16 protein-coding genes and 1 tRNA gene are annotated in these 16429 nt (G+C 68.5%); 7 read left to right on the plus strand and 10 right to left on the minus strand.

The genetic code is table 11. From position 1 onward, the window contains the following. Window positions 1-9 precede the first annotated feature (9 nt). Both ACWDSJ_RS26630 and orn read right to left on the minus strand, forming a co-directional pair. Window positions 10-82 (minus strand) — tRNA-His (locus ACWDSJ_RS26630). Between the two features lie 53 nt (window positions 83-135). Then, on the minus strand, window positions 136-762 hold the full coding sequence (gene orn / locus ACWDSJ_RS26635; RefSeq protein ID WP_450035074.1) for an oligoribonuclease: 627 nt from the start codon (window positions 760-762) through the stop codon (window positions 136-138). A 221-nt stretch (window positions 763-983) separates the two neighbouring features. Here orn and ACWDSJ_RS26640 point away from each other — a divergent pair, with 221 nt between their 5' ends. Then, complete coding sequence (locus ACWDSJ_RS26640; protein ID WP_450035075.1) at window positions 984-2684, plus strand: helicase HerA-like domain-containing protein; 1701 nt, start codon at window positions 984-986, stop codon at window positions 2682-2684. A 112-nt stretch (window positions 2685-2796) separates the two neighbouring features. Beyond that, window positions 2797-3447, plus strand: coding sequence for a hypothetical protein (locus tag ACWDSJ_RS26645; protein WP_450035077.1), 651 nt, complete (start codon window positions 2797-2799; stop codon window positions 3445-3447). A gap of 31 nt (window positions 3448-3478) precedes the next feature. On the opposite strand, the gene lysA is transcribed toward ACWDSJ_RS26645, so the two are convergent. The 6 genes from lysA to ACWDSJ_RS26675 all read right to left on the minus strand — a co-directional run bounded on the left by lysA (window position 3479) and on the right by ACWDSJ_RS26675 (window position 10772). Beyond that, window positions 3479-4822, minus strand: a complete 1344-nt coding sequence (lysA, locus tag ACWDSJ_RS26650; RefSeq protein ID WP_450035079.1) for a diaminopimelate decarboxylase — start codon at window positions 4820-4822, stop codon at window positions 3479-3481. A gap of 142 nt (window positions 4823-4964) precedes the next feature. After that, the gene (gene cmrA, locus ACWDSJ_RS26655) at window positions 4965-5759 is read right to left on the minus strand and encodes a mycolate reductase (protein WP_387369737.1); all 795 of its coding nucleotides are present in this window, start codon (window positions 5757-5759) and stop codon (window positions 4965-4967) included. A gap of 210 nt (window positions 5760-5969) precedes the next feature. Next, the gene (locus ACWDSJ_RS26660) at window positions 5970-6464 is read right to left on the minus strand and encodes a VOC family protein (RefSeq protein WP_450035081.1); all 495 of its coding nucleotides are present in this window, start codon (window positions 6462-6464) and stop codon (window positions 5970-5972) included. A gap of 95 nt (window positions 6465-6559) precedes the next feature. Further along, a complete protein-coding gene (locus ACWDSJ_RS26665; RefSeq protein WP_450035082.1) occupies window positions 6560-8596 on the minus strand; it encodes an FAD-dependent oxidoreductase in 2037 nt (678 codons plus the stop codon). A 4-nt stretch (window positions 8597-8600) separates the two neighbouring features. Further along, window positions 8601-9167 (minus strand): PadR family transcriptional regulator, encoded by a 567-nt coding sequence (locus ACWDSJ_RS26670; RefSeq protein ID WP_387369743.1) that lies wholly within the window; start codon window positions 9165-9167, stop codon window positions 8601-8603. 183 nt (window positions 9168-9350) lie between these two features. Next, window positions 9351-10772 carry an MFS transporter gene (locus tag ACWDSJ_RS26675; protein ID WP_450035084.1) on the minus strand — a complete coding sequence of 474 codons (1422 nt, stop codon included), beginning with the start codon at window positions 10770-10772 and terminating at the stop codon, window positions 9351-9353. Between the two features lie 84 nt (window positions 10773-10856). Here ACWDSJ_RS26675 and ACWDSJ_RS26680 point away from each other — a divergent pair, with 84 nt between their 5' ends. Further along, a complete protein-coding gene (locus tag ACWDSJ_RS26680; RefSeq protein ID WP_450035085.1) occupies window positions 10857-11786 on the plus strand; it encodes a helix-turn-helix transcriptional regulator in 930 nt (309 codons plus the stop codon). Between the two features lie 72 nt (window positions 11787-11858). On the opposite strand, the gene ACWDSJ_RS26685 is transcribed toward ACWDSJ_RS26680, so the two are convergent. After that, window positions 11859-12470: a TetR family transcriptional regulator gene (locus ACWDSJ_RS26685; RefSeq protein ID WP_387369078.1), complete on the minus strand. Its 612-nt coding sequence runs from the start codon at window positions 12468-12470 to the stop codon at window positions 11859-11861. A gap of 152 nt (window positions 12471-12622) precedes the next feature. Between ACWDSJ_RS26685 and ACWDSJ_RS26690 the strand changes: the two genes are divergently transcribed. Genes ACWDSJ_RS26690 through ACWDSJ_RS26700 form a run of 3 tightly spaced genes read left to right on the plus strand, consistent with a single transcriptional unit; the run spans window position 12623 to window position 15225 of the window. Then, complete coding sequence (locus tag ACWDSJ_RS26690; protein WP_387369076.1) at window positions 12623-13732, plus strand: ferredoxin reductase; 1110 nt, start codon at window positions 12623-12625, stop codon at window positions 13730-13732. 14 nt (window positions 13733-13746) lie between these two features. Next, window positions 13747-14904, plus strand: coding sequence for a fatty acid desaturase family protein (locus ACWDSJ_RS26695; protein WP_450035087.1), 1158 nt, complete (start codon window positions 13747-13749; stop codon window positions 14902-14904). Further along, the gene (locus tag ACWDSJ_RS26700; protein ID WP_450035088.1) at window positions 14905-15225 is read left to right on the plus strand and encodes a hypothetical protein; all 321 of its coding nucleotides are present in this window, start codon (window positions 14905-14907) and stop codon (window positions 15223-15225) included. Between the two features lie 3 nt (window positions 15226-15228). On the opposite strand, the gene ACWDSJ_RS26705 is transcribed toward ACWDSJ_RS26700, so the two are convergent. After that, window positions 15229-15765: a DUF4254 domain-containing protein gene (locus tag ACWDSJ_RS26705; RefSeq protein ID WP_450035090.1), complete on the minus strand. Its 537-nt coding sequence runs from the start codon at window positions 15763-15765 to the stop codon at window positions 15229-15231. A gap of 340 nt (window positions 15766-16105) precedes the next feature. Between ACWDSJ_RS26705 and ACWDSJ_RS26710 the strand changes: the two genes are divergently transcribed. Beyond that, entirely contained in the window at window positions 16106-16426 is a 321-nt protein-coding gene (locus ACWDSJ_RS26710) for a hypothetical protein (RefSeq protein ID WP_387369068.1), read from the plus strand. Window positions 16427-16429 lie beyond the last annotated feature (3 nt).

Consider the following 16429-nt stretch of genomic DNA (forward strand, 5'->3'; position numbering starts at 1 on the left):
GGCCATCAGGGTGAGCGACGGGACTCGAACCCGCGACAGCCAGGATCACAACCTGGTGCTCTACCAACTGAACTACGCTCACCATCACCGGGAGACCCGGCGCGCTAGATCGTAACGCCTGTTCCGGTTCGTGACCTAATCGGCCTGGTCAGCGCCGGTTGTGGGGGTGGCGAGGCGGGTCGCCACGGCGGCGATCTCGGCGGTCGAGGGGCCGGGGGGTGCGACGAAGGCGGTGCGGCGGTAGTACTCGAGTTCGCGGATGGATTCCTTGATGTCGGCCAGGGCGCGATGGGTGAGGCCCTTCTCGGGCTGGCCGAAGTAGATGCGGGGGTACCAGCGGCGGCACAGTTCCTTGATCGAGCTGACATCGATCATGCGGTACTGCAGGTAGGAATCGAGGTCGGGCATGTCGCGGGCGAGGAAGCCGCGGTCGGTGGCGATGGAGTTGCCCGCCAGCGGGACCGTGCCGGGGGTGGGAACCCACTTCTTGACGTAGTCCAGGACCTGCTGCTCGGCCTCGGCCAGGGTGACGGTGGAGCGCCGCACCTCGTCGGTGAGCCCGGAACGGGCGTGCATCTCCTGCACGACGGGCGGCATCGCGGCCAGGGCGTCGTCGTCGGCGTGAATGACGATGTCCACGCCGTCACCGAGAATGTTGAGGTCGCTGTCGGTCACGAGTGCGGCCACTTCGATCAGCTTGTCGCTGTCGAGGCGCAGACCGGTCATCTCGCAGTCGATCCACACCATGAGTTTGTCGCTCATCGGTGACACCCCGAGGTCACGCTCGACCGAGGCATCGGATTGCGGCGTATCGCAAGCACCAACTTCGACTCCATGAGTTTGTCGGACACCCGGGCCACATTACTGGGTTGACCTGCCGGGTTTACCCACTGCGTTCGATATGGTGTGGCCAGGATTCGAGCTTGGTCCAGGTAGATCGGCAATGTTGGCGCGCAGTTGGCAGGGCGGATGGAGGATCGGCGATGACTACTCCCCAGGAACGGGCGGCGGCGGCCCGCAAGGCGGCCGAGGAGGCGGCTCGGGTGGCGGCGGAAGCGCAGGCCGCGGCGGAGGCTGCGGAGCGGGAGGCGGCGGGCGAGGTCTCTTCGAATTCCTCTGAAGCCGAGGAGGTTTCGGAGTCGTCGGCGATACCTGAGAGCAAATCGGGCGCTGCCGCAACGGATTCCGATGCCGCAGCGCTGCGGATCGCCACGGGGTATGCGGCCGAGGGTGCGGCGCTGGAGCTCGGTGCGGTGATGGTCGACGTGCGAGTGAATTCCGATGCGCGCGTGCGTATTCCGTTGCGGACGATCAATCGGCACGGGCTGGTCGCGGGGGCGACCGGAACCGGGAAGACCAAGACCTTGCAGGGGATCGCCGAGCAGTTGTCGGCGGCCGGGGTGCCGGTGGTGCTGGCCGATATCAAGGGCGACCTGTCGGGACTGTCGAATCCCGGTGTCGCCGAGGAGAAAACGAAGGCCCGCGCGGCGCAGACCGGCGCCGCCGACTGGGCCCCGGCCGGTTTCCCGACCGAGTTCGTATCCCTCGGCACCGAGGGCATCGGGGTGCCGATCCGCGCGACGATCACCTCCTTCGGTCCCGTGCTGCTCAGTAAGGTATTGGGGCTCAACGCGACTCAGGAATCGACCCTCGGGCTGATCTTCGACTGGGCCGACAAACGCGGACTCGGGCTGCTGGATCTGAAGGATCTGCGATCGGTCATCCAGCACCTCACCAGCGCCGAGGGCAAGGAGGATCTGAAGGGGATCGGCGGGGTGTCGGCCGCGACGGCCGGGGTGATCCTGCGGTCGCTGGTCAATCTGGAGGGCGAGGGCGGGGACACGTTCTTCGGTGAGCCCGAACTCGATCCGGCCGACCTGCTGCGCACGGTGGACGGGCAGGGCGTGATCACGCTGTTCGAATTGGGCACGCAGGCGGCGCGGCCGGTGCTGTTCTCGACATTCCTGATGTGGGTGCTGGCGGATCTGTTCCAGACCCTGCCGGAGGTCGGCGATGTCGACAAGCCCGAACTCGTTTTCATCTTCGACGAGGCTCATCTGCTTTTCGACGGCGCCTCCAAGGCGTTCCTCGATCAGGTGGAGCAGACGGTGAAACTCATCCGCTCCAAGGGCGTCGGCGTCTTCTTCTGCACCCAACTCCCCACCGACATCCCCAATCAGGTGCTCTCCCAACTCGGCGCGCGCGTCCAGCACGCGCTACGAGCCTTCACCCCCGACGACCAGAAGGCCCTGACCAAAACCGTACGCACCTACCCCAAAACCGACGTCTACGACCTCGAACAGGCCCTGACCTCCCTCGGCATCGGCGAGGCGATCGTCACGGTGCTGTCCGAACAGGGCGCCCCCACCCCCGTCGCCTGGACCCGCCTGCGCCCACCGCGCTCCCTCATGGGCGCCCTCGGCGCGGACGAGATACGGTCACGAGCCCAGGCGAGCCCGCTGTACACCAAGTACGGCGAAACGATCGATCGAGAATCGGCCTACGAGGCCCTGTCCGCGAAAGTCGCTGCCGCCCAGCCCGATTCCCCACCCCAGGCCCGAGACGAGCCGTCCGCCGCCGACCGCATCATGAGCAACCCGGCCGTCAAGAGTTTCCTGCGTTCGGCCGCGAGCGCCGCGGGCCGGGAAATCAGCCGCAGCATATTCGGCACTCGTCGGCGGTAGGGGACCAGGAACTCGTCCCTCCGGTCGACGAGGAAATCGAACCCGGTCGAGTAACGACGGGCCGGTTTGTATTTCCATAACTGGTTTATTGCCAAATTCGCAGCGCCAGACCATGATTGTCCCGTTCAGCGTGTCGATCGGAATGGGAGACGAACCTCTCGTGGCTGGCTGTAGGAAGCACGGCGTGGTGCCCGTATTGGCTTTGGTTCCCGCGGTTGCGAGCCTGTATCTCGCGGCGGGCTGTACGGTACCGATTTCGCCGGAATCGACCGCCACCTCGAAATCGACGCCGCCGGCCCCGACGCGAAATCTCGTGCAATCCCCGACCGCGAGGCCGACACCAACCACGACGACGACCACGACGACCATCCCGCCCACCGCCCAGGCGGATCCGGTAGATTACGCTGCGGTCTGCGCCGACGCGGTAACCGGAAAACGCCTCGATGACGACGAGTGCGCCGATGCCGACGAAAGCTTCTCCGGCGACGACAGAGCCGCCCTCGAATACGCGGCGGCGGGCCTCGCGGGCGGAGCCGCGGGGACGGCGATGTGGTACTACCTCTCGGTCCGAAACCGAATAACAGCTCCTGCGGTCGGCCAATTCGTCTCGAATGGAACCTACGCGACCCCCCTCCGAAATTCGGTGGGCGGAATACCCATCATCTATCGCTACGGAAGCGTCGACACTACCGGCGGTCCCTTGACCCCGACCGGCGTACTGCGCGGCGGCCTGGGATTCCACTCCTCCGGAGCCCATTCGTGATCGGTACGTTTCTCCGAAACCCTGTTGCGCCTCAGCCCAAATCGCGCGACATCAAATCGCCGTACGTCTCCCGGCGCACCATCTCCCGCAACCGCCCCTCGTACACCGACACGATCGGCGGCCTGCCGACGCCGTTGTAGGACGAGGCGAGGCTGTGGTGGTAGGCGCCCGTGCTGGGGACGGCGAGCACCTCGCCGGGGCGGAGGTCGGCGGGGAGGCGGATGTCGCGGGCGAGGATGTCGCCCGCCTCGCAGTAGCGGCCCGCGACGGTGGCGGTCAGGTGCGGGCCGGTGGGGTGGCGGCTGGCGACGACGGCGTCGTAACGGGCGTCGTAGAGGGCGACGCGGGGGTTGTCGTTCATGCCGCCGTCGACGATCACGTAGGTGTGGCCGTTGTCGATGTGCTTGATCGCCATGACGCGGTAGAGGGTGACGCCCGCGTGGGCGACGATGGCGCGGCCGGGTTCCATGGCGATGTGCGGGCGGGGATGGTGGGTGCGGGCGCAGGCGGCGTCGAGGGCGTCGTCGATGATGTCGGCGAGTTCGGCCAGGTTCAGCTCGGGGTCGCCGCGGCGGTAGGCGACCGCGTGGCCGCCGCCGAGGTCGAGTTCGGTGAGGGTGACGCCGTGGTCGTGGCGGACGCGGGCCAGCTCGGCGACCAAGCGGCGGATCGCCTCGCCGTAGAAGTCGGGGTCGTGGATCTGTGAGCCGAGGTGGCAGTGGAAGCCGACGAGGCGCAGATTCGGTTGGCGCAGAACGCGTTCCACGGCCTCGCGGGCCTGCGGGCTGCCCAGCGGGAGGCCGAACTTCTGGTCGGTCGCGCCGGTGCGGACGGCCGGGTGGCCGGGCACGTCGATGCCGGGGGAGAGCCGGAGCAGGACCTGCTGGGGCGCGGTGGCGAGCGCGGCCAACAGGGTGATCTCGGCGAGCGAGTCGACGACGATGCGGCCGACGCCCGCGGCGACGGCGGCCTCCAGTTCGCAGAACGGTTTTCCGGTGCCGTGCAGGACGATTCGCGCCGGATCGACCCCGGCGGCCAGGGCGATGGCCAGTTCGCCGCCGGAACACACGTCCAGCGACAGGCCCTCCTCGGCGATCCACCGGGCCACCGTCCTGGTGAGCAGCGCCTTGCCGGCGTAGATGATCTCGGCGTCCGGGAAGTGCTTGCGGTAGGTGCGGCAGCGGCGGCGGACCTCGGTCTCGTCCAGAACGTAGGTCGGGGTGCCGTACTGATCGGCGATGTCGGCGAGGGCCACGCCGGCGACGGTGATGCGGCCGAGCTCGTCGTAATGGGTTTCGCACGGCCAGACCGAGGTGTCCACTCGCGGAGACGGCATTCCCGAGCGCAGGGACGGGAAGATCTCGAGCAGCGTCACGGCTTCTCCTGTGGGTTCCCCGCTTTCTCCTCACTGCGGGGCCACCCTCAGGACTACGCCGCTTCCGTTCGGAAGGATCTCGTGGTTACGGGTCCTTGACATCCTCGGCGCGCGTCTTGACGTCGCGCTGACGCCAATGTGATCAGCCTCCCAGCTTCTTGTAGAACGAGCCGACGATGGGTGCGGTGATGGCACGGGGCGCGTACTGCCCCGCGACGCTCATTCCCTTGCTGATCAGGCCGGGAACCACGCGCATCTTGTTGCGGGCCAGCGCGTCGATGGACATCTTGGCGGTGGCGGCGGCGGTGACCCAGATGAACTCGGGGATCTTGGTACTGACCTCCTCCTGGTCCGGGTTGTCGGTGCGGACCGGGCCCGGGGCCAGCAGGGTGACATGGACGCCGCTGCCGGTCAGCTCGCCGCGTAGGGATTCGGAGAAGCTGTTGGTGAACGCCTTGCTCGCGGCGTAGGTGGCGTTGTTGGGGATGGGCATATTGCCCGCCGCGGAACCGGTGATGAGGATGCCGCCGCCGCGGCGCTCGATCATGCCCGGCAGCACGGCGAGCGTAAGGTCGTGCACCGCAACGGCATTGAGCTCCATGATGGACCGCTCGAAGTCGGCGTCGAGTTCGGCGACGGGCCCGAAGGTGGCGACCCCGGCGTTGTTGCACAGGACGGCGATATCGCGGGAGGCCAGTTCGGTGCTCAACGGCGCGCGCTGCTCCCGATCCGACAGATCCACCGCCCGCACCTCCGCGGTGACTCCGTAACGCTCGGTCAGCCGCTGCGCCAACTCGGCCAGCAACTCACCCCGCCGCGCCACCAGGATCAGCGAATATCCGCGCCGCGCCAGCTCTTCGGCCAACGCGGTTCCGATCCCGGACGACGCTCCGGTGACAACGGCACGATTCTCGGCAGTGGGTGCGGGAAGGCTCACGCCCGGGGAGCCTACCCACGTCTCCCCACCCCACCAACCCCACCCACTGACCCGCCCAGCCTTCTCCAGGCCATACCACCTCCAGCTGAAGCAGCACAGCCGCACCCTTTATTCGAATCCGCACCCTCTGTAGGGCCATGCAAGGGGTGCGGATCCGAATAAGGGGTGCGGCTGGGTTGCCGTGCGTTGAGGTTGTGGGCCGGGGGAGGGTCAGGGGCCCATGATGGCCAGGCCCCAGTCGAGGTGGCCGTGCCAGATGGTGGCTATGCGGCCGCCTTGGACGGCGGGTTTGGGGTCGCCGATGGGGCCGCCCGCTTTGCGGATCTGGGCGATGGTGGTGTCGAGGTCGGCGGATTTGAACGCGAGGCCGGGGAGGGTGGGGGGTCGGTCGCCCGCGCCGACCACCTCGAGGAAGGGGTCGCCCACTCGGTAGAAGGCCATTTCGGGGCCGGAGGGGCCGCGGGGGTGGAAGCGGCGGCGGGGTTCGGGGACGTCCAGAACCTTGTTGAGGGTGGTGACCGCCTGGTCGAGATCGGGGACCCAGTAGACGAGATGGTCGATGGCGGTTACACCGTTGGGATGGGCCGGTGGTGTCGGGGCCGCACCGGGACGGAGGGGTTCGAGAACGGGAATCCCCAGCGCGGCAGGGTCGGCGGCGGGATGGTCGAAACCCCAGGCGGCTCGGCCCACCAGGGCGCAGACCACCGACCCGATCCGAACAACCTCATCATCGACGACGAAACCCAATGCCCCCCAAGCCTTCTCATCCCCAGGCACCCCCACCCGGTCCACCGACACCCTCACAACGCCGCCGCCAGCCGCGTCCCCTGATCGATCGCCCGCTTGGCGTCCAACTCCGCCGCCAGCTCAGCACCGCCGATGAGATGCACCCGCACCCCCGCCGTCCGCAACGGCTCCTCCAGCTCCCGCACGGATTCCTGTCCGGCACAGACGATCACGTTGTCACACTCGATGACCCTGGCCCGAGAACGCTTGTCGCCGAAGCTGATGTGCAGGCCGCGGTCGTCGATGCGTTCGTAGTTGACGCCGCCGATCTGTTCGACGCCCTTGGCCTTGACGGCGGCGCGGTGGACCCAGCCGCTGGTCTTGCCGAGGGTCTTGCCGAACGGGCCCGATTTGCGTTGCAGCAGAACGACTTCGCGGGCGGCGGGTGACGGCTTGGGGGTGGTGAGCTGGCCGGGGGCGTCGGGGTCGTCGGCGAGGACGCCCCATTCCTCCTTCCACTCGTCGAGTTTCAGCGTGGGGTGGCCCTCGACGGTGAGGAATTCGCTGACGTCGTAACCGATTCCGCCCGCGCCGATCACGGCGACCTTCCTGCCGACCGGCTTGCCGTCGCGGACCAACTCGGCGTAGGTGAGGACCTTGGGATGATCGATGCCGGGGATGTCGGGGACGCGCGGCCGCACCCCGGTCGCCAGGACGACGTGGTCGTAACGCCCCTCGATCAGCTCCGCCGCGCTCACCCGCCGGTTCAGGAACACCCGCACCCCGCTGAGTTCCAGCTTGCGGGTGTAGTAGCGGATGGTCTCGCCGAACTCCTCCTTGCCGGGAATCCGCCGCGCGATGTCGAATTGGCCGCCGATCTTGTCGTCGGCCTCGAACAGGTCCACCTTGTGGCCGCGTTCGGCCAGGTTCACCGCCGCCGACAGCCCGGCGGGGCCCGCGCCCACCACGGCGATCCGCTTGGTGCGCCGGGTCGGCGACAGCACCAGCTCCGTCTCGTGCCCGGCGCGCGGATTGAGCAGGCAGGAGACCGTCTTGTGCACGAACGCGTGGTCCAGGCACGCCTGATTGCAGGCGATGCAGGTGTTGATCTCGTCCTCGCGGGTCTGCTCGGCCTTGCGCGCCCACTCGGGGTCGGCCAGCAGCGGGCGGGCCAGCGAGATCAGGTCGGCGTCGCCGCGGGTGAGGATCTCCTCGGCGGTCTCGGGCATGTTGATGCGGTTGGACGCGCACACCGGAACGCCCACGCGCGCTTTGATCTTCGCGGTGAACTCGACGAAGGCGGCGCGCGGCACCGAGGTCACGATGGTCGGCACCCGCGCCTCGTGCCAGCCGATGTCGGTGTTGATGATGCTGACCCCGGCCTGCTCCAATTCCGTTGCCAGCGCGAGGATCTCGGTCTCGGTCTGACCCTCCTCGACGAATTCGGCCATGGACAGCCGGAAGACGATGACGAAGTCCGCGCCCACGGCCGCGCGGATGCGCCGCACGATCTCCACGGCGAAGCGCCGCCGGTTCGCCGCGCTGCCGCCCCAGCGGTCGGTGCGCTTGTTGGTGCGCGGGGCCAGGAACTGGTTGATCAGATAACCCTCGCCGCCCATCACCTCGACGCCGTCGTAGCCCGCGAACTTCGCCAGCCGCGCGCAGCGCACGTAGTCCTCGATGGTGCGCTCGACGCCCTTGTCGGAGAGCTTGCGCGGCTTGAACGGATTGATCGGGGCCTTGATCGACGACGCCGAAACACTGAACGGCACATAGGCGTACCGCCCGGCGTGCAGGATCTGCAGGGCGATGCGCCCGCCCTCGGCGTGCACCGCGCGGGTGACGGCCCGATGCCGGTACGCCTCGGTCTTGTTGGTGAGCTTGGCCCCGAACGGCAGCAGCCAGCCCTCCCGATTGGGCGCGTATCCGCCGGTGATGATCAGGCCGACGCCGCCGCGGGCGCGTTCGGCGAAGTAGGCGGCCAGCCGGTTGATGTCCCAGGCCCGGTCCTCGAGCCCGGTGTGCATCGAGCCCATGACCACGCGATTGCGCAGGGTGAGGTGCCCGAGGTCCAGCGGCTCGAACAGATGGGGGTAGGCGTGCGACGACATGGCGTCACCTTTCGGTCGGAGGCTGCGGCGACAGGTCCCGGCGCAGGCCGTCGAGTACCTCGTCGCACCATTCGATCAGGCCCGTCTCGGCCCGAATCCCGCCGCGCAGCACCAGATATTGATGCAGCGCGGAACCGGTGAGCCGGTGGGGGTCGGGGAAGTCCTTCTTCTCGATGAGGCGGTACACCTCTAGCCGCTGCGCGTGCCGCTCGCGGTGGCGGGCCACCTCAGCGCACAACGCGGCCGCGTCGCCGTGCGCGGCGGCCCGGACCTTCACGCCGAGTTCGCTGCGCATGGGTCCGATGTCCTCGGTCGGTTCGGCGATCCAGCGGCGCAACTCGGCCCGGCCCGCGGGGCTGACGGTGTAGACCTTCTTGTCCGGCCGGCCCGCCTGGGCGACGGCCCGGCCGCCGACCCAGCCCCGCTCCTCCATGCGCTTGAGGACGCGGTAGATCTGCTGGTGGGTGGCGTTCCAGAAGAAGCCGATGGACTTGTCGAAGCGCTGCGCCAGCTCGTACCCCGACCCGGCGCGCTCGGTCAGCGATACCAGCAGGGCGTGCTCGAGGGCCATGGCGTGAGGGTATCGGCAAAGCCGACCCTATGCAACGGGGTGCATAGCAAGTTCCCCGTTCAACGAGAAACAATCAGAGACATTGCGTATCATCGGCTCCGGCGCTTCGGTGCCGATCTTGGATACGGGAAGTGCACCTCGCGAATCCGGGAGGTTCGCGGGGTGCGCTTCTGTCCGTTCGGGTCAGCGCACCGCCCGGCTCGCGATCGCCGCGGCGACCACGACCGTCGCCCCGGTGGCGATCGAGGTGGTTCCGGCGGCGGCCGCCGCTCCCGATCCGGCCAGCGTCAGGTAGATCGAGCCGAAGACGGCCACGCCCAGCACCATGCCGAGCTGCGAGGCGGTCGCCAGGATGCCGCTGGCGTCGGCCGCCAGCACCGGCGGAACCTTGCTCAGGGCGCGATTCATCAAGGGGCTGAACGCGATTCCGTAGCCGAGGCCGGTCGCGGCGGTCAGCGTCAGCTCGACCGGTCCCATGCCGTGGCCCGACCGCACCAGCGCGCCGAGCGCGACCATGGTGGCCGCGGCGAACAGCTGTCCCGCGGGAATCATCGCCGCGTGATAGCGCGCGGGGACGCGGCTCCAGTTCATGCTCGCCAGCGCGAACGTCACGCCCATGGGCACGAACAGCAGGCCCGCGTGCAGCGCCGAGTAGCCGAGCGTGCCCTGTACGTGGATGGCCATGAGGAACAGCCAGCCGCTGAAGGTCGTCATCACCACCATCAGGGTCAGCGCCGCCCACACCAGTCCCGGCGCGCGCACCACCCGGTCGGCGAACAACGGTTCCCCGCCGCGCCGGTGCACCAGCCGCTCGACCGCGCCGAATCCGGCGAAACCGATTGCGGCGCAGGCGATCGCGAACCAGGTCCAGGCGGGCCAGCGCTGTTCGTGACCGAGCACCAGCGGCAGCACCAGCAGCAACACCGCGGGGGTGAGCACCGCGAGCCCGGCCAGATCCAGCCGCCGGTCCACCCGGGCGGTCGCCGCGGGCAGCAGGCGCGGCGCGACCGCGAGCAGGGCGACGCCGATCGGGACGTTCACCAGAAACACACCGCGCCAACCGGTTTCGGCGATATCCGCGGTGACGATCAGCCCGCCGACGATCTGCCCGACCACCATGCCGCCGGAGATGACCGCCGCGTACGCCGACAGCGCGCGCATCCGCGCGGTGCCGGTGAAGTTCTTCTGGATCAGGGTCATGATCTGCGGCACCATCGCCGCCGCGCCCACCCCCTGCGCGAAGCGGAAACCGATGAGCGCCACCGCGTTCCAGGCCAGTCCGCACGCCAGCGACGCGATCGTGAACAGCGCCAGCCCGGTCAGGAACATCGTGCGCTGACCGAACCGATCGCCCAGCCGCGCGCCGGTGACCATGAGCACCGCGTAGGCGATCACATAGCCGGAGACGATCAGTTGCAGCGCGGACCCCGTCGCGCCGAGCGAGGTCCGGATCGAGGGGATGGCGACATTGACGATGGAGGCGTCCAGCACGGCCATGAACTGTCCGAGCAGGATGACGGCGAGCAGGGTGTAGACGCGCCGGGGCGCGGGGTCGAGTGCGCCGACCGCCGGTGACGGTGGGGCTTGGGTCAGCGGTTGTGTCATGGGACCGAGCCTGCGCCGCGGCCGATCCTGGTAGAAGGAGCCTGCTCATACTGGTAGTGCCAGCACCTGGATACCGACCGGGCGATGCGCGACGATGGTCGGGTGACCGCCATCGAGACCCCCGCCGCCGATTCCCGCGAGGTGCGCAAGGCGCGGCGCGGCGAGTTGGGCGCGTTCCTGAAATCGCGGCGCGCGCGCATCGCGCCCGCCGAGGTCGGCCTGCCCGCCGGATCCCGCCGTCGCACACCGGGATTGCGCCGCGAGGAGGTCGCCCAGCTCGCCGGGGTCGGGGTCACCTGGTACACCTGGCTCGAACAGGGCCGCGACATCAATGTCAGCGTGCAGGTGCTCGACGCGATCGCGCGCACGCTGGCGTTGGATCCGGTCGAGCGGGCGCATCTGTACCGGCTCGCGGATGTGCCGACCGTGCCGAGCTGGCACGCCGAGGACGTGATCCCGGAGGAGTTGCAGGAGATCCTGGATCAGCTCGATCCGCTGCCCGCCGCGCTGTTGTCGGCGCGCTACGACGTGCTCGCGCACAACGCGGCCTACGAGGCGCTGACGCCGGGGTTCACCCGGGGCGATCGCAATGTGCTGCGCCGGGTCTTCCTGACGCCCGACTGCTGCAACCCGTATCCCGGTCGGCCGGACCATCTTTCGCGCATGGTCGGCTTCCTGCGCAGCGCCTACGTCAAGAATCTGCACGATCCGCAGTGGACGGCGTTCGTCGAGGACCTCTGCGAGCGCAGCCCGCTGTTCGCCACGCTGTGGGCGCGCAACGACGTCGCCTCACCCCTGGGCCGGTTCCGGATGATCCGCAACCTGGCGGGCGGCGACATCGACGTCGTGCTCACCAGCATGTCCCTGCCCACCATCGCGGGCTCCTGGGTGCAGATCTACACCCCGGCCGACGACGCCGCCCGCGCGAAGCTCGACGCCCTGCTCGCCATGACCCCCGAGGACCGCGAGCGGCCCTGGCTCGACCACGCGCGAGAGTGCCACGCGGCCTCCTGAAAGCGGCTGGGGCCGAAGGCGAGTGGCGAGACACGAGGGATGTGACCGGCTCGGCCCGAAGGCGAATGGCGCTCAGGCCGAGCGCCAGGACGCCATGCCCAGGGCGATGAGGCGGACCTGGCGGACCGTGCGCTCGATGAGGCCGGGACGGTCCGCGCGGGGGGCGGAGACGTAGTCGGCGATGTGGTTGGCGACCGTCGAGACGATGAGGTCGGCGGCCAGCTCCAGATCGTCCGGTGACCAGCTGTCCAGGGCGGGGACGCGGGACAGGTCGACCACGAGTTCCCTTGTGATGAGCTGCATTTCGACCGCGATGGCGCCGCGCAGGGCGGCCGAGCCGCCGTGCCGCTCGCGGATCAGGAAGCCGTAGAGGTCCTCGCGCCCGGTCACCTGGGCGAACACGAAACGCACGGTCTCGGCCAGGCGGGCGTCGGGGGTGCGGCGCATCTCCCGCAGCGCCAGCCGCAGTTGGCGCACGCCCTCGTCGACCAGGCTGGCGCCCAATTCGTCGAGCGAGGCGAAGTGCCGGTAGAAGGCGGTGGGCACGATCCCGGCCGACCGCGCGATCTCGCGGAGGCTGAGGGCGGCGAAGCCACGATCGGCGGCGAGCGCGAGGGTCCCGTCCAGCAGTGCCCGGCGGGTGCGCTCCTTGCGCTCGATTCGAGTCTCCACCTGCTCGCTCATCTCGATGAGCATACATCCGTTCACGATTGGTTCCTTCACTCGGCTGTTACGGCGGTCACATCCGCTGCAGGTTGAATAACTGAGGTACGAGCGGGCACACTAACTGAGTGTACAGATGTACACCGGAATGACAGCAGTCTTGGGAGACGGTAATGGTGGGACTCATCGACCTGGTGCAGACGCTGACCTCGCCGCACCCGATCGATCGCTATCTCGAGCTGGTGCGGCCCACGCTCACCCTGCGCGACCTGCGCGCGGAGGTCATCGACGTGCGCCGCGCCACACCGGGATCGGTCACGCTGACCCTGCGGCCGAACCGACAGTGGAGCGGTCATCGGGCCGGGCAGTACGTGCAGATCGGCGTGCTGATCGACGGCGTCAAACACACGCGCTGCTATTCGCCCGTGGACCCGCAGGGCCACCGCGACCGGCTGGTGCGGCTGACCGTCAAGGCCCACGAGCAGGGCCTGGTCTCGCGCTACCTGCACCGGAACGCCAAGCCGGGCATGGTCGTCGACCTGGCCCCGGCAGCGGGCTCCTTCGCCCTGCCCGACCCGCGCCCGGACAAGATCCTGCTGATCAGCGGCGGCAGCGGCATCACCCCGGTGCTGTCGATGCTGCGCACCCTGGCCGCGGAGAACCACGCGGGCAAGGTGGTGTTCCTGCACTACGCGAAGTCGCCCGAGGAGGTGCCGCACCGGGGTGAGCTGGACGCGATCGCCCAGCGCCACCCCAATTTCCGCATCGCGCTGAGCTATCCGTCGCTGGGGCTGGCCGAACAGCTCGACGGCGCGCCGTGGAGCTGCGCCGAACCGCTGGTGAGCGGCTACTTCGACTACGACCAGCTGGAGCGCGTCGCACCCTGGTTCGCGGACGCGCAGACCTTCCTGTGCGGGCCGCCCGCGCTGATGACCGCGGTGCGCACGGTGTTCGAGGCGGAGAACCTGACCGACCGCCTGCACACCGAGGAGTTCGTCGTCACCACCACGCCGATCGACCCCGACGAGGTCGAGGGCACCACGACGTTCTCCGCCAGTGGGGTGCGCTCGGACAACGCGGGCGCGAGCCTGCTCGAGCAGGCCGAGAACGCCGGTCTCACACCGGAATACGGCTGCCGCATGGGGATCTGCTTCTCCTGCACCGCGGTCAAGCGCTCGGGCTGCACCCGCGATCTGCGCAACGGCGAACTGCACAACGATCCCGACCAGCCGATCCAGCTGTGCATCAGCGCCGCGGTCGGCGACGTGGACATCGAAATCTGAGAGGGGAACCCGATATGACCATCCTCACCGAAACCAAGGACGGCCCGCTCGTGCTCAGCCCGCAGGAGGTCGAGGAGATCGGCCGCCAGCTGGACGCGCTGCGCGAGCGCATCACCGCCGACCTCGGCGAGCGCGACCGCGAGTACATCTACTCCATCATCAAGGCCCAGCGCGGCTTCGAGATCGCCGGGCGCGGCCTGATGTACCTGGGCTTCCTGCCCCCGTTCTGGCTGGCCGGGGTCGGCGCGCTGAGCATCTCCAAGATCCTGGACAACATGGAGATCGGCCACAACGTCATGCACGGCCAGTGGGACTGGATGCGGGAGCCGGGCCTGAATTCCCGGGTGTTCGAATGGGATACGGTCTGCCCGGCCGACCAGTGGAAGCACTCGCACAACTACATGCACCACACCTACACCAACATCCACGGCCGCGACCGTGACATCGGCTACGGCGTGCTGCGCATCGACGAGGGCCAGAAGTGGAATCCGTACTACCTGGGCAACCCGGTGTACGCCTTCCTGCTCATGATGCTGTTCGAGTGGGGCGTGATGGCCCACGACCTGGAGATCGAGAACATCCTCCAGGGCAAGCGCAAGTGGTCCGACATCAAGCGGCTGGTCAAGGGCCAGTGGCGCAAGGCCGGTAAGCAGGTGCTCAAGGACTACATCGTGTTCCCGCTGCTGAGCGGGCCGCTGTTCTTCTCCACCCTGGCCGGGAACGCCACCGCCAACATCGTTCGCAACATCTGGGCGTACTCGATCATCTTCTGCGGCCACTTCCCCTCCGGCGTACAGACGTTCACCGAGGAGGAGACCGCCAACGAGACCCGCGGCGAGTGGTACGTGCGGCAGATGCTGGGCTCGGCGAACATCACCGGCTCCAAGCTGTTCCACATCCTGTCGGGCAACCTGTCGCACCAGATCGAGCACCACCTGTTCCCGGATCTGCCCGCCAACCGCTATCCCGAGATCGCGCCCGAGGTTCGCGCGCTGTGCGAGAAGTACGGGCTGCCCTACAACACCGGTCCGCTGAGCAAGCAGGTCGGCGAGGTCTGGGCCAAGATCTTCCGGCTCGCCCTGCCGCCCGCGCTCGTCGGGGAAACGCCCCGGCCAGGTGTTATCGTGATGCGGCAGCCGCAGGATGCGCAGCCGAGCGAAGTGGGCGGGTAGATGGTCGGAAAATTCGAGAGCAACAAGGATCTGATCCAGGAGTTGACCTCGTCGGGTGCCAAGCATGTCGGCAATATCGCCAACATCATCACCGGCACCGTATCGGAGGTGACCCGCGAGATCGGCGAATGGATCACCGACGCCATCGAGATGCGTGAGGCCGCCGCCGCGGCCCGCCGCGACGAGGAGGCGGCCGCGCGGGTCGACGCCGACCGCCCCGAGCCGGACGTGCTGTTCGACGAGGCGCCGCGGCCGCCGGAAACCGATGCGGTGCAACCGTATATCGACGCCGACGTGGAGATCGTCGACGATCAGCGCTGACGCTCAGAACACCGGCAGCCGTCGCCGGTGTTCGAGCACATCGGTGATGAGATCCTTGTAGCCGTCGGCGAGTTCGGCCAGGCGCATCCACTGCAACCTGGCCGCGCCGTCGACACCGCGCCCGGGAGCGGCGGGCCGCGGCGGTGTGTGCAGGCCCAGCGCGTCCTGGGCCGCCACCCATTTCTCGGCCATGCGATCGATGACCGCGCCCAGGGTCTCGGTGTGCAGCGAGGCCCCCTCGCGATGAGAGATGTTGTCCGCCACCCAGTTATCGATGCGGGCGATCAGCGCCAGCCGCTCGCGATCGATGTCCTCGAGCAGTTGCACACACGCCGCGACCCGCGCGGGGGAGGCGTTCGGGGCGTGCGCGGCCCGTTGCGCCAGGTCGCGGCGCTCATGACACCGCGCCAGCCGATGCGCCGATTCGAGCACGCCGTGGTCGCGGCGCCCGGGCTCGGGCGGTACGCGGAACGAACGCAGGACCAGCGTCACCGACGGCAGGTCACCGGATCGGACACGGCCGAGGTATTCGGTCGTCATGGCGCCCCGCCTCGTTCGTTCTCGATGTGGATACGCCAGGGCCGAGGGGGATCACGGGGAGGGGCTCCCCTCGGCGCCGGCGCAGACCCGCCCGCCTCGGACACGATGGTCCGCACAAGCGCCCACGGCACAGAGGAAACCGGGAATTCCGCGACGATGCGAGAAGAGAGTGCCCGAGGAAAGCAGGACATACTCAGGAAAGCGCGTCACCCCCGAGCCACGCAACCGCTTACGCCGGAACTGGGCGAAGCTGCCGGAGAATCGTTATACACCATTACAAGCCGGTCACGCGCCCGTCCGTCCCGAGAGCGCGCCGCCGCCGTCGGCTAACCTGTGGCACGTGGCCGCCTACGTCTCGTCGCCGGAGCTGACCTTCGGTTTCCTGTTCGCCCTGGAGGATCCCGAGCGGATCGCCGAGGTGGTGCGCAATCTCATGGAACGCCGGGCGGTTTCGGTCTTCCGCCTCGCCCACATGTCCGGCACCGACGGGCCGCCGGAACGTTATGTGGTCAACTGGGCCGCCATCCCGCAGATCTCGGTCACCACCACCGCACCGGATCAGGATCAGTTGCGCGCCAACCGGATCATGCTGGTGAACGCGTTTCTCGACGAGGAGGGTTCGGTGAGCCTGTACTCCGCGCAGGGCACCGTGCCGGAGTAGCCG

This window comes from Nocardia sp. NPDC003482 (assembly GCF_053588115.1).